Consider the following 12,450-nt stretch of genomic DNA (forward strand, 5'->3'; position numbering starts at 1 on the left):
CAAGCCCGTCGCCCGGGGCGGGTATTCCCGCCGGGCCACGCCGGGCCACGCCGGGCCACGCCGGGCCACGTCGTGTCGCGGCTCAGGAGGTGACGGTCTGCAGCACCCGCAGGTGCCCGGCGCGCGGCGGCACGATCACCTTCGCGAGGTAGAGCGGGCGACCCCCGTGCCGGGCGGTCTGCGTGAGCACGAGCACCGGGTCGTCGGCCGCGACGTCCAGCAGCGCGCCGCGGGTGTCGCCCGGCACGCCGGCGACGATCTCGCACTCGCCGGCCGAGAGCACCGGGCCGAGCAGGTCGGACAGCCCGGCCAGCAGGGTGCCGTCGCCCTCCACGGCGCGGGGGAGCGCGTCGGCGACGGTGCGCGAGACGTCGTCCAGCTCGCGGCCCGCGGGCAGGTGCTCCTGCACGAGGGCGACGGGCTCGCCGTCGCGCAGCAGGACGGTCTCGGCGAACCAGGTGCTCGCGTCGTCGCGCAGGCCGAGGGCCTTCGAGACGAAGTCGGTGGTGGGCTGGGTGCGGACGTCGACGCGCCGGACCTCGACACCGGTCCCGCCGTCGGCTCTGCCGTCTGCGTCGACGTCCGAGAACACCTGCTCGTAGGGTCGCACCCGCTCGAGTCCCACGCGGGGGAGCGCCGTGGCGACGAACCGCCCGATGCCGCGGCGGGTCCGGATGAGGCCGTCCTCCTCCAGGAGCATGAGCGCCTCGCGGACCACCGTGCGCGAGACCCCCAGCGCGGTGCCGAGGTCCGTCTCGTTGGGGAGGACGGAGCCCAGCGGGAACACGGCGCGCCGGATGCCGTCGGCCAGCCGCGAGTACACCGCGACCCGCATGGGCTGCCCGGGAGGGACGGTGACGGGGCGGGTCAGGAGCTCGGCGACGGGCTGGTCCACGCGTGCCTCCGGGGCGTCGGTGCGGGTCGGTGCGGGGTGCGGCCCCATTCAAGCACGTCAGAAGCGTGGTGCTTAGACGTCATACGAGGTCGTATGATGTCCGACGGATCCCGCGGAGCCGCGGGCCGGACGAAGGAGTCATTCGTGCACACACCCACCGCCTCGCCCGACGTCGCGTCGCCGGACGCGACCATGACCGGACTGGCCGGCCGCCGGGCCGCCGTCCTCGTCGCCTCGCTCCTGGTGGCCGTCGTGGCCTTCCAGCTGGGCGCCAGCATGGTCACGCCCGCCCTGCCCGCGATCGCCCGGACGCTCGGCGTCGGCGCCGACGACGTCGCGGGCGTCTCGTCCTACTTCTTCCTCGCGGGTGCCGTCGCGGGCGTCGTCCTCAGCCGCTGGAGCGACTACGTCGGCCGGCGCCGGATCATGCTCCTGACGCTGGGCATCATGCTCACCGGCACCGTCGTGTGCCTGGTCGCCACGAGCCTGCCGCTGCTGCTCGCCGGCCGGGTCATGCAGGGCACGTCGAGCGCGATCTTCCAGCTCTCCTACATCATCCTCAGCGAGCGACTCGCCCCGCGGGTCTTCGGGACGGCGCTCGGCGTCGTCACGGCGATCAACGGGGGTGTGGGCGGCGTCGACGGGTACGTGGGCGGACTGCTCACCGACCGGTTCGGCTACCGGTCGGTGTTCCTCGTGATCGCCGTCGTGGGCGTGCTCGCGGTGCTGTGCGTGCTGCGCACCGTGCCCCGCGCCGGAGGCCCGGCGACGACCGGCTCCATGGACTGGTGGGGCGCCGCCGCGCTGTCGCTGACCCTGGTGTGCGTCACCCTCCTGGTCAAGGCCGGCCCGGCCGACGGCTGGACGGCTCCCGGCACGCTCGGGCTGCTCGCCGGCACGGTGGTGTCCGCCGTCGCGTTCTGGCAGATCGAGCGCCGCCGCCGCTCGCCCCTGTTCCCGCTGGCGCAGCTGCGCTCGCGCGAGGTGTGGCCGCTCGTCGTCACCACGCTCCTCACGCTCTCCAGCGTGTTCGCGGTCATCAACTTCACCGTCGTCATGCTCAGCCAGGACGCCGAGGTCGGCTTCGGGATGTCCGCGTCGACGTCGGCGCTGCTCTTCCTGTCGCCGCCGGCGCTCATCGGGCTCTTCGCCGCGCCGCTCTCGGGCTGGCTCGCCGGACGACGGGGCTGGGTCGTCGTGCTGCGCTGGGGCCTCGTCGCCTGCCTCGCGCTGCTCGTCGTCATCGCACTGTCGCCCACGCGCCAGTGGGTCGTCGTCGCGGCCGTGGCCTGCCTCGGCATCGCGTACAACGGCCTCGTCATGACGACGGCGAACGGGCTGGGCGTGCTGCAGTCGCCGCCCGACGCGCCCGGCGCCCTGCCCGGCCTCAACAGCTCCGCGTTCGGCATCGGCGCCGGCCTCGGCATCGGGCTCGTCGCCCCGTTCGTCGCCGAGGGCGGCCTGGGCGGCTACACCACCGCGCTCTGGATCTCCGCCGGCATCACGGCCCTGGCGCTCGGCACGAGCCTGCTGCTCGTCGCCCGGCCCGCCGCCCGCGCCGGTGGTCAGGCGTGACGTCGCCCGTGCGCGACACTGGACCCCGTTCCCACCACACCGAAGGACCCGCAGTGACCACGACCGTCCCCGCCAGCCCGGCACCGCTCTACCTCGACTGCGACACCGGCGTCGACGACTCGCTCGCCCTCGCCTACCTCCTCGCCTCCCCGGAGATCGACCTCGTCGGGGTGGGGAGCGTCCACGGCAACGTCGACGCGGCGCAGGGCGCGGTGAACACCCTCGACCTGCTGGCGCTCGCCGGCCGTGCCGACGTGCCCGTCGCCGTGGGGGCCCGTGACCCCCTGGCGGGCGCCTACGACGGCGGCGTGCCGCACATCCACGGACGCAACGGGGTCGGCGACGTCGCCCTCCCCGCGTCCGGCCGCGCGCCGGCCGCCGAGTCCGCCGTGGAGCTCCTCCTGCGGCTCTCGCACGAGCACGCCGGCCGGCTGCGCGTCGTCGCCGTCGGTCCGCTCACCAACCTTGCCCTCGCGCTGCGCGCGGACCCCACGCTGCCGGAGCGGGTCCTCGACGTGACGGTCATGGGCGGCGCCGCCCTGCACCCGGGCAACGTGTCCCCGGTCGGCGAGGCCAACATCGCGAACGACCCCGAGGCGGCCGCCGAGGTGCTCGCCGCCGGCTGGGACGTCACGCTCGTGCCGCTCGACGTCACCATGGCGAACCTCCTCGAGGAGACCGACCGCAAGGCGCTGCTCGAGGCGGGCACCGCGCTGGCCCCGTGGCTCGGGGAGGTGCTGGACCTGTACTTCGGGTTCCACGTGCCGACCTTCGGCCGCCGCTGCTCGGCCCTGCACGACCCGCTCGCCGCGGCGATCGCGGTGGGCGGGGTGAGCCCGACCCTGGCGCCGCGCGTGCCCGTCGTGGTCGACGCCACCGACGGCCCGGGCCGCGGCCAGACGGTGTGCGACCTGCGCGGCCGGTACGCGGGCTACCCCGACGTGCCCGGCGCCCGCACCCGCGTCGTCCTCGCCACGGACCGTCCGCTCGCACCGCACCTCCTCGAGCGCCTGCTCACGCTCTGATCCGCCGCCGACCGCCGACGCCCACCGAGAGCCCGGAGAGACCATGCCCGAAGCACCGACGCCGTCCGCCCCCGCCCCGCACGCCTCGTCCGTGGTGGTCGTGGGCTCCGTCAACGCCGACCTGCTGACGCGCACCGAGGTGCACCCGGCGCCGGGGGAGACGGTGCTGGGCCGCGACCTGCGGGTGCTGCCTGGCGGGAAGGGCGCCAACCAGGCGGTGGCGGCCGCGCGGCTCGGTGCGCGGGTCACGTTCGTCGGCGCGGTCGGCGACGACGAGTTCGCCGACGCCGCCACGTCGGGGCTGCGGGAGGCCGGCGTCGACCTCGATCGGCTGGCGGTCGTGCCGGGAGGCACCGGGGTCGCGGTGGTGACCGTCGCCGCGGACGGGGAGAACTCGATCGTCGTGATCCCCGGGGCGAACGGCGCGGTGGGGCCGGACACGGTGCGCCGGCACGCCGACCTGCTCGCCGCGGCCGACGTCGTCGTGCTCCAGGGTGAGATCCCGCGCGACGGGATCGAGACCGCCGCCGGACTGGCCGGCGGGCGGGTGGTCGTGAACCTGGCACCGGTGATCGACGTCGACCCCGAGGTGCTGCGCCGCGCCGACCCGCTGGTGGTCAACGAGCACGAGGCGCACGGCGCGCTCGAGCTCCTGGGCGGCGCCGGCGCCGCCGGCGAGGGCCTTGCGGACCAGGACGTCGTCGCGCGGCTCCGGGCCGCCGGCGTGCCGTCCGTCGTGCTCACCCGTGGGGCGCAGGGTGCCCTGGTGGCAGGCGCCGACGACGACTGCGTCGCGGTGCCCTCGCCGCGCGTGGAGGCCGTCGACACGACCGGGGCGGGCGACGCGTTCGTCGGCGCGCTGGCGGCCGAGCTCGCGCGGGGGAGCGCTCTGGCGGACGCCGCCCGCCTCGCCGTCCGCGTCGGCGCGTTCGCCGTGCGCGGCTCGGGCGCGCAGCCGTCGTACCCGTGGGCGGGTGACGACCTGCCCTGAACCGGGCGGCCCGTGGCGCCTTGGCGGCGTCGCGGGCCGGCACGACGAAGGCCCCTGTCCTGCGCTGCAGGTCAGGGGCCTTTCTCGATGCTCCCGCGGTTGGACTTGAACCAACGACCGTCCGATTAACAGTTGCAGGACGCCCATCCGGCCCCGTCGGGCGTGGTCCGTGATTGGCGCGGGATCGTGCGGAAAGCGAGGTGTCAGCGTCCGGCTCCGGGTGGCTCGGTTCGCGCTAGGGACGGCATCGTTCCCTAGCGCGAACCTAGCCCGCGTCAGACCCCCCACCCCCTGCCGATTCGGTTTACAGCAACCCGGACGGGACGCTGTCCGGCTCTGTGAGCAATCGCCACCCGGGCTGAAAATCGGAAAGGGGCATTCCGGTCAGACCGAGCGCTTCGCGTGCGAGCCCCGTTCCAGGAGAGCGCCGGAGCAGGTCTCGATGTCGGCGGTCGGCTGTATCGTCGCGGCCGCCAGGGATATCGGGACGTGGGGGATGCGGTGCCGGATAGTCGGGAGTGGGCGTCGATCATCATCGTCGTTGCGATCGTCGGTGTGGGGCTCGCAGTCCCGGGCGTTCGCAACGCATTCCGGGGCCAAACATGGCGACGCGTCATCGTGACCGCGTTGCATCCACGCCTCGCGGTGCTCTGGTTGACCTACCTGGTCTATGCCACGGCCGTCTTCATCGGCGCCTCCGAGATCGGTTGGTGGGAGCCGTCGATGACGTGGACGAGCATCCTGCTTGTGATGTTCGGCGGCATTCCCCTCGTCACCAAGTTCGTGTCGCTACGAACGTCGCGCGACGTGCACCCTGTGCGCGACGTGGTCCGCGACACGTTCGGATTGGCCGCCATTCTTGGGGCGTACGCCTACCTCCTGCCCATGCCACTGGGCTGGGAGATCGTCATTCAGCTGGCGCTACTCGTGTTCGGCATCGCGGCCGCCGTTGACGCACGTGCCCAGCGCCCGTTCCTGCTGGTCGTGGTCCTGGTACTCGTCGTGGGATTCCTGCGAACGACGGAACTTCTCTCCGGGGGCATGGCCGCGGACGGTTGGTTGGAGCTCGCCCGGGTGTGCGCGCTGCCCTTCTGGTACCCGATCGCGTTGCTACCGCTGCTGTGGGGTACGGGGTACTACGCGGCGGTTGAGGCTGCAGCGTGCCACGTCGCGGTGTCCCGCCATCCTCAGAGGTCGAAGCGTCGATGGATGGTCACGCTCGCTGTCGGGTTGCGGTTGCGACTCGCGCGCGCCCGAGACTTCGTCCACCCATGGCCAGGGTTGCTGGCCGACACCCGTACACGTGCGGAGCGTAGAGAAGTGCTCGCCGCGTACCGCCGGTCGACTGCCCGCCGCCCTTCACAGACTCTGGTGTTCGGGAAGATCGCGGACCAGACTCGGGGAGCATGACGGGTGCCAACGGTGGGCCTACGGGCGGTGTGGTGGACGGGGCGTCGAGTGCCAACAACGTGCCTACGTTGCGGGCGTTGAACATGAAGGTGTCGGCGGAGGTGCGGGCTCAGCGTGCTTGGGGCGGCCCGGATGGCTGGGGCGACGTGGGGTCAGGTCGCGGAGGTCACGGGGTATCACGACCAAGCGTCGGCGCACCGGGCGGTGAAGAACTACTTCGGCACGACGCCGCACCCGGACGCGGCCCTGGCGCGGGAGATGTGGCGCGACCGGCTGGAAGTGTTGTGGCGGCAGGTGTTGAAGGATGCGGAGCAGCTGCGTCCGGGGGCGGTGCGGGCCGGGGTGGCGGTGGTTCAGCGGGCGGCGGCCCTGGACGGGCTGGACGCGCCGCAGCAGTTCGAGATTGCTCCGATGGGCGACGCGGCCCGGTACGGGGGCGACGGCCCCGACGCCGCGCGGCCGTCGACGGCGGGTTGTGGCCCCTGACCTGGCGGAGGTCTACCAGCAGGCAATGACTGCCATCGGTGCGGGCCGCAGCGCCCGGCAGGAACTTGCCCGCATCTACGACGTCGAGCCGCCCACCGTCTCCGACTGGCTAGGCAAGGCGAGAGACGCCGGATATGACATCCCGAAGAACCGAGCACCACGACCGAAGAAAGCAGCACGATGAGCACGAACTCCGCTGGGGTCCACCTGCGACTGTCCGTGGGGGTGGTTGATCGAGGTCCCGGCGGCCGCGGGGGGCAAGCGTCGCCAGTTCACGAAGTCCGGCTCAAGTCGAAGACGGAGGCCCGCCGCGCCCGAACGGAGGCGTTGGTGGAGTACCGCGCCGGGCAGGTCGACGTTGACCGCCGGATCACCACGGGGGACTACCTGACTCGGTGGCTGGACGGGAAGGAAGCCGCCGGGTCGATCCGGCCGTCGACGGTCCGTGGGTATCGGGACGTCATCACCAAGTACGTGGCCCCGACCATCGGGACGGTTCGGCTCGCGGACCTGACGGCCGGGCACCTGGACCGCATGTACTCGCAAATTCGCCGCGATCACCCGAACGTCACTCCGGCGACGATTCAACGTGTGCACCGCACGCTGCGGTCCGCGATCCGTACGGCGGTCAAGCGTGGCGAGGTGAAGCACGACGTCACGGCGCACGTCGAGCTGCCGCAGCATCGCCGTCCGAAGGTCCGCCCGTGGGAGCCCGCCGAGTACGCGGCATTCATCGGCTCGGAGGCGGTCCGGGGGCACCGGCTCCGTCCAGCGTTCGTCCTCGCTGCGATGGGCGGGCTGCGGCGTGGCGAGGTGGTCGCGCTGCGGTGGGATGACGTCGACCTGGACCGGGCCGTCCTCACGGTGCGGCGGCAGGCAACCCAGGTGGGGGACACGATCCGTGTCCGACCCCGAAGACGGCGGCGGGCACGGACCGCACCGTCGACCTGGACCGGCAGACGGTCGCCATGCTCCGCGAGCAGCGCACCGCCCAGGCTCGCGAGCGCCTGGCGTTCGGGCCCGCGTACGAGGACAACGGGCTGGTGTTCGCGTGGGAAGACGGGCGCATGTATTGGCCCGACTACCCGGGCAAGACGTTCACCCGGCTCATCGGTCAGGTGACCTACGCGGGGGAGCCGCTGCGGCGCGTGAAGTTCCACGACCTGCGGCACCTACAGGCGTCGCTCATGCTCGCGGCGGGGGTGCCCATGGCGGTAGTGTCCAAGCGGCTCGGGCACTCGAACACGGCGGTCACGAGCGACACCTACTCGCACTTGCTCGGGGGTGTCGGAGCGTCGGCAGCGGAGGCTGCGGCGGCCCTCATTCCGGCGGCTTCGGACGGCCGACCCTAGCGAGTCCCTAGCGTCCAGGCGCGAAAACGACTCTGCGGCCCCACCCCGAGAGGTGAAGCCGCAGGTCAGAAGGTGCTCCCGCGGTTGGACTTGAACCAACGACCGTCCGATTAACAGTCGGATGCTCTGCCAGCTGAGCTACGCGGGATCGCGTGGTCGTCCGGCCGGTGGCCTTCGAACCGGGAAGAACAATACCAGGCTCACACGGGTAGTCCGGACGCCCCTCGCACCCTGGACTCCGTGGCGTCCACCACTCGGGCGACGCGCGGGTCGTCGAGATCGACCCCCGGCCCGGCGACGGCCTGGGAGAAGAACTGGCCGTCGGCGGTCCGACGGACGGCGACCTTGACGTCGCCGCCGGGCACGGCCACCGTCTCGGCCAGCACCACCGACCACTGGACCCGCTCGCGCAGGGCCTGGGGGAACGACGTGCGCTCGGCGTCCACGAGCCGCAGCACGGTGTCCGGGGCGGAATCCACCCACTCGATCGACAGCTCGGAGCGCTCGGGGTCGAACACGCCGCGGTCGACGTCGCACCACGGCCGCCGGGCCACGACGTCGCCCGCCCCGGGCCCGACGACGACCAGGTCCGCAGTCGTCGCCACGGCCCAGCGCTCGTCGTGGAGCTCGGCGGCCGCGAGGATCCGCTCGCCGCGGGCCAGCGGGAGAGCACGGCGGTGGTCGTCGGGAAGGGGGGAGCGGCGGAACCACATGGCGTCACCGTACCGAGGGGCGCCGTGGTGCGGTGCGCGGAACCCTTCGAGCCGACACCATCGGTCGATGACCGTCCACACCCACGAGGACACCCCTGCCTCCGAGCGTCGAGCCACGGCGGTCCGGCTCGTCGTCGTGATGGTGGCGACCGTGGTCGCCGCGCCCGTGCTGGCGTTCACGGTCGTCGCCGGAGCGGTGAGCGGCGGGATCGGCTTCGTCGTCGTGCCGCTGCCGCTCGTGGCGGCCGCCTGGGTGGGATCGGAGGCCATGCTCCCGGCCGGTCGCGCGGCACGCAGGGCAGGCGCCGCCGGTCCTGTGGTCGGTCTCGCCGCCTGGGCCGCCACGCTGAGCCCGGGGGCGTCGACGCCGGTCGGGCCCGTGCTCGCGGCCGCGGGCGCCGGGGTGGTCGCCGCGGCTGTCGCGGCGCTTCCGTTGCGAGCGGCCTGGCGCGTGGCCGGGGCGACGGTCCTGGTCGGGCTCGCGCTGGCCGCCTGGCTGACGTACGGCGTCGCGGACCCGTCGGCGGGGTGAGGGGGCGTGCGCGGTGATCTTCGGGCGGGGGAACGCTCGGGGTCAGCCCGCGGCGCCGCGCTCGTCGTCCTGGGCCGGAGGGTGCGCCGACCCGGCAGCCTGTTCGCGCTCTCGCTTGAGCCGCGCCTGCTCCAGGAGCCAGCGCATCTCGGCGTCGTCGTCCGGGTCGGCGGAGGCGGAGTCGTCGGTCTCCCACGTGCGCCGCCGCCCCGGGTACTGCGCGGGCGGCACCGGCCCTGCGGGGTATCCCGTCCGCGGTGCGGGCCGTCGGTGGGCGCGGGCGCGCCGGCTCACGACGAGCCACGCGATCGACCCCGCGAACGGGAGCAGCAGGATGATGAGGATCCAGAAGCCCTTCTGGATGCCGCCGCCGTCCTCCTCGTCGGACTGGACGACGTCCACGAGGGCGTAGACGACGAGCGCGAGGTAGGCCAGCATCGGCAGCACGCGGAGCATGGCCCCGGAGCGTAGCGGGTCCGGGCGTGGGGCCAAACCCCCTGCGACCTGGTGAGACATGGCACGCAGGGCGCCGTCGGTGCCCCGTGCAGGACTTGAACCCGCGACCGAGAGATTATGAGTCTCCTGCTCTGACCAGCTGAGCTAACGGGGCGCGCGGCGAGCATACCGGCGCGGACGTCCCGGGCGTGCGGCGGGCCGCGCGCCGCGGTGTCATGGGGGAGTGACCATCAGCGTCAAGCGCGTGTACGACGACCCGTCGCCGGACGACGGTGCCCGGGTGCTCGTGGACCGGCTCTGGCCGCGGGGGATCTCCAAGGAGCACGCGCACCTGGACCGGTGGTGCAAGGAGGTGGCGCCGTCGACGGACCTGCGGCACTGGTTCCACCACGACCCGGAGCGGTTCGAGGAGTTCGAGCGACGCTACCGGGCGGAGCTCGCGGACAACCCCGAGGTGGCCGAGCTGGCCGCGCTGGGTGCCGGCGACCGGCGACTGACGCTGCTCTACTCGGCGCGCGACACGGAGCACAACCAGGCGTTGGTGCTGCGCGACGTGCTGGACGCCTACCTGGAGGACGCGCCCTCCGGCTCGGGGGCCTGAGCCGCGCGCACCTCTCGCCTGCCGCGGCCGAGCGCCCGTCCGGCCAGCTCCAGGTCGCGCGCGACGGCACGGCGCAGGCGCGGCCCGAAGGGTCGCTCCACGAACCGGTGCACGAGGTACGCGACGGCGAGCATGACGACGGTGACGAGCGCGAACGTGGCCCCCGCGGGCAGGTACGGGCTGGTCTTGCCGATCATCCACTGGCCCCACGAGGAGTGGAGCAAGTACAGCGGGTAGGTCAGCGCGCCCACGACGGTGAGCCACCGCCACGACAGCCGGTCGAGGCGCGTGAGCGCGACGGCGGCGACGAGGGCGAAGCAGGCCAGGATGGCGATCCAGTACGTCTGCGGGCCGATCGTGACGTCCGTGCTGGTGGCGATCCGCAGCGACTGGCTGCGGCCCGACATCACGCCGGCGAGGGCGACGTTGAGGGCCAGCACGAGCCACAGCACCGGGGACCGGCGCTCCTGGGTGAGCAGGAAGAGCACCATGCCGCCGGCGAAGAGCGGGGCGTCGGTGCCGACCAGCACCGTGGCGCCCAGGGTGCTGCCGGACTGGACGGCGACGGCGGCCACGACCGGCCAGACCGCGGCGAACGCGACGAGCCGGTTGCGCGTCATCCCGAGCGCCAGGAGCACCCCGACCAGCACGTAGAAGCGCAGCTCGGCCCACAGGGTCCAGTACACGGACTCGACGTCCTGGACGCCGAAGGCCCGCTGGACCATCGTGAGGTTGGCCGCCGTCTCGGGGATCCCGACGTCCTTGTGCCCCGGCGCGACCACGACGAGCAAGAGGACGACGGCCGCCACGGAGAGCCAGTAGGCGGGGAACAGGCGACCGACGCGGGACGCCGTGAACGACCGCACGTCGCGCCCCCACGCCGACATGAGGATGACGAAGCCGCTGATCACGAAGAACAGCTGGACCCCGAACGAGCCGAACGCGGCGACCGGCTGGAGGTTCGGGAACGAGTCCTCCGTCCGGGCGCCCCAGGCGGAGTGGTTCACGGCCACGTAGTGGTACGCGAGCACCGCCATCGCAGCCAGGAACCGCAGCCCGTCGAGGGCGGCCAAGCGTGGGCGGCCCGCGGCGGGGGCGGCCGCCCGCCCGGGGTCGAGGGCAGGCGTCGTGGTTGACCCGGTCATCCGTTGCAGCATCGTCGGGCACGTTATCAAACCGTGATAAACGGCGCTCCCAGCCGCTCACGACGTGGGAGAATGCGGGCCATGGCGATGCGAGAGATCCGGGTGCTGCCCGACCCCGTGCTGCGCACACCCTGCGACGAGATCACCACCGTGGACGACCGTGTCCGCTCCCTCGTGGAGGACCTCGTCGAGACCGTCGACGCCGACGGCCGGGCGGGGCTCGCGGCCAACCAGATCGGCGTGAGCCTGCGGGCGTTCTCCTGGAACGTCGACGACGAGATCGGCTACGTGCTCAACCCCCGGATCGTGGACCTCTCGGAGGAGACCCAGGACGGCGACGAGGGCTGCCTGTCCGTGCCGGGGCTGTGGTACCCGACCACCCGTGCGTGGTACGCCCGCGTCGTCGGTCAGGACCTCGACGGCAACGAGCTCGTGGTCGAGGGCACCGGGCTCATGGCGCGCTGCCTCCAGCACGAGTGCGACCACCTGGACGGCAAGCTCTACCTGGACCGCCTCGAGCGCACCGCGCGCAAGAAGGCCATGCGGGAGCTGCGCGAACGCCTCTGAGTTCCTCAAGAGGTGCTCAAGAGGGCGCATGAAGTCTGCGTTTCCTCTCGCACCTCGGCTCGGCATCGGGCAGGATGTGTCAAGACGACACACCGTCGGAGCTCGCCGACCAGCAGGCCTACCGGTTCGAGGACGTAGGGGAAGACGGACCTCGGAACCAGGGAGGACAACATGGCTGGTGCGATCACCCGCGGTGTGCTGTTCGTGCACTCGGCACCCCGTGCGCTCTGCCCTCACCTCGAGTGGGCGGCAGGCAACGTGCTCGGAGGACGCGTGTCGCTGGACTGGACTGCCCAGCCGGCGGGGCGCGGACTTTACCGTGCCGAGTACTCGTGGCAGGGCGCCCAGGGAACGGGCGCCCGGCTGGCCTCTGCCCTGCGGGGCTGGGACCACCTGCGCTACGAGGTGACGGAGGAGGCCAGCCACGGCGCCGACGGCGCGCGCTGGTCGCACACCCCCGACCTCGGCATCTTCCACGCCATGACCGACGTGCACGGCAACGTCGTCGTCCCGGAGGACCGGGTCCGGGCCGCGATGGAGTCCGCCCACGACGGCCGCGGCGTGCGCGAGGCGCTCGACCTCGCCCTCGGCACCGCCTGGGACGACGAGCTCGAGCCCTTCCGCTACGCCGGCGCCGGCGCCCCCGTGCGCTGGCTGCACCGGGTGGGCTGAGCACGGCCTGACACGACAACGCCCCGCCAC

13 protein-coding genes, 2 tRNA genes and 2 pseudogenes are annotated in these 12,450 nt (G+C 73.0%); 11 read left to right on the forward strand and 6 right to left on the reverse strand.

Annotation, left to right across the window (positions count from 1 at the left end):
- Positions 1-82: 82 nt before the first annotated feature.
- The gene (locus tag ACQP60_RS11640) at positions 83-895 is read right to left on the reverse strand and encodes a GntR family transcriptional regulator (RefSeq protein WP_429732444.1); all 813 of its coding nucleotides are present in this window, start codon (positions 893-895) and stop codon (positions 83-85) included.
- A gap of 144 nt (positions 896-1,039) precedes the next feature.
- Between ACQP60_RS11640 and ACQP60_RS11645 the strand changes: the two genes are divergently transcribed.
- From ACQP60_RS11645 to ACQP60_RS11675, 7 genes and pseudogenes are all read left to right on the forward strand, one after another.
- Positions 1,040-2,470 carry an MFS transporter gene (locus ACQP60_RS11645; RefSeq protein ID WP_429732446.1) on the forward strand — a complete coding sequence of 477 codons (1,431 nt, stop codon included), beginning with the start codon at positions 1,040-1,042 and terminating at the stop codon, positions 2,468-2,470.
- 53 nt (positions 2,471-2,523) lie between these two features.
- Positions 2,524-3,495 carry a nucleoside hydrolase gene (locus ACQP60_RS11650; protein WP_429732448.1) on the forward strand — a complete coding sequence of 324 codons (972 nt, stop codon included), beginning with the start codon at positions 2,524-2,526 and terminating at the stop codon, positions 3,493-3,495.
- 43 nt (positions 3,496-3,538) lie between these two features.
- Positions 3,539-4,486, forward strand: a complete 948-nt coding sequence (locus ACQP60_RS11655; RefSeq protein WP_429732451.1) for a ribokinase — start codon at positions 3,539-3,541, stop codon at positions 4,484-4,486.
- A 402-nt stretch (positions 4,487-4,888) separates the two neighbouring features.
- Positions 4,889-5,896, forward strand: coding sequence for a hypothetical protein (locus tag ACQP60_RS11660; RefSeq protein WP_429732454.1), 1,008 nt, complete (start codon positions 4,889-4,891; stop codon positions 5,894-5,896).
- A gap of 204 nt (positions 5,897-6,100) precedes the next feature.
- Positions 6,101-6,382: a hypothetical protein gene (locus ACQP60_RS11665; RefSeq protein WP_429732456.1), complete on the forward strand. Its 282-nt coding sequence runs from the start codon at positions 6,101-6,103 to the stop codon at positions 6,380-6,382.
- 180 nt (positions 6,383-6,562) lie between these two features.
- A pseudogene (locus ACQP60_RS11670) lies at positions 6,563-6,907 on the forward strand (tyrosine-type recombinase/integrase); the annotation flags it as partial.
- A 416-nt stretch (positions 6,908-7,323) separates the two neighbouring features.
- Positions 7,324-7,734 (forward strand): annotated as a pseudogene (locus ACQP60_RS11675) (tyrosine-type recombinase/integrase); the annotation flags it as partial.
- Between the two features lie 75 nt (positions 7,735-7,809).
- Here ACQP60_RS11675 and ACQP60_RS11680 read toward each other — a convergent pair.
- Both ACQP60_RS11680 and ACQP60_RS11685 read right to left on the reverse strand, forming a co-directional pair.
- Positions 7,810-7,882, reverse strand: a tRNA-Asn gene (locus tag ACQP60_RS11680).
- Positions 7,883-7,934: 52 nt separating this feature from the next.
- Complete coding sequence (locus ACQP60_RS11685; RefSeq protein ID WP_429732458.1) at positions 7,935-8,447, reverse strand: hypothetical protein; 513 nt, start codon at positions 8,445-8,447, stop codon at positions 7,935-7,937.
- 67 nt (positions 8,448-8,514) lie between these two features.
- Between ACQP60_RS11685 and ACQP60_RS11690 the strand changes: the two genes are divergently transcribed.
- Positions 8,515-8,979, forward strand: coding sequence for a hypothetical protein (locus tag ACQP60_RS11690; RefSeq protein WP_429732460.1), 465 nt, complete (start codon positions 8,515-8,517; stop codon positions 8,977-8,979).
- 42 nt (positions 8,980-9,021) lie between these two features.
- Here ACQP60_RS11690 and ACQP60_RS11695 read toward each other — a convergent pair whose 3' ends face one another.
- Both ACQP60_RS11695 and ACQP60_RS11700 read right to left on the reverse strand, forming a co-directional pair.
- A complete protein-coding gene (locus tag ACQP60_RS11695) occupies positions 9,022-9,435 on the reverse strand; it encodes a PLD nuclease N-terminal domain-containing protein (RefSeq protein WP_429732463.1) in 414 nt (137 codons plus the stop codon).
- Positions 9,436-9,515: 80 nt separating this feature from the next.
- A tRNA-Ile gene (locus tag ACQP60_RS11700) sits at positions 9,516-9,589 on the reverse strand.
- A gap of 69 nt (positions 9,590-9,658) precedes the next feature.
- Here ACQP60_RS11700 and ACQP60_RS11705 point away from each other — a divergent pair.
- Entirely contained in the window at positions 9,659-10,036 is a 378-nt protein-coding gene (locus ACQP60_RS11705) for a DUF488 domain-containing protein (protein WP_429732466.1), read from the forward strand.
- Here ACQP60_RS11705 and ACQP60_RS11710 read toward each other — a convergent pair.
- Complete coding sequence (locus ACQP60_RS11710) at positions 10,000-11,181, reverse strand: acyltransferase family protein (protein WP_429732468.1); 1,182 nt, start codon at positions 11,179-11,181, stop codon at positions 10,000-10,002. The two genes, ACQP60_RS11705 and ACQP60_RS11710, sit on opposite strands and share 37 nt — an antisense overlap.
- An 81-nt stretch (positions 11,182-11,262) precedes the next feature.
- Here ACQP60_RS11710 and def point away from each other — a divergent pair, with 81 nt between their 5' ends.
- Positions 11,263-11,748, forward strand: a complete 486-nt coding sequence (def, locus tag ACQP60_RS11715; protein ID WP_429732471.1) for a peptide deformylase — start codon at positions 11,263-11,265, stop codon at positions 11,746-11,748.
- A gap of 171 nt (positions 11,749-11,919) precedes the next feature.
- Positions 11,920-12,420 (forward strand): DUF3145 domain-containing protein, encoded by a 501-nt coding sequence (locus tag ACQP60_RS11720; RefSeq protein WP_429732474.1) that lies wholly within the window; start codon positions 11,920-11,922, stop codon positions 12,418-12,420.
- The last annotated feature ends 30 nt before the right edge of the window (positions 12,421-12,450 follow it).

It is taken from the genome of Isoptericola variabilis, assembly GCF_050311655.1.
Lineage (GTDB): Bacteria > Actinomycetota > Actinomycetes > Actinomycetales > Cellulomonadaceae > Isoptericola > Isoptericola variabilis.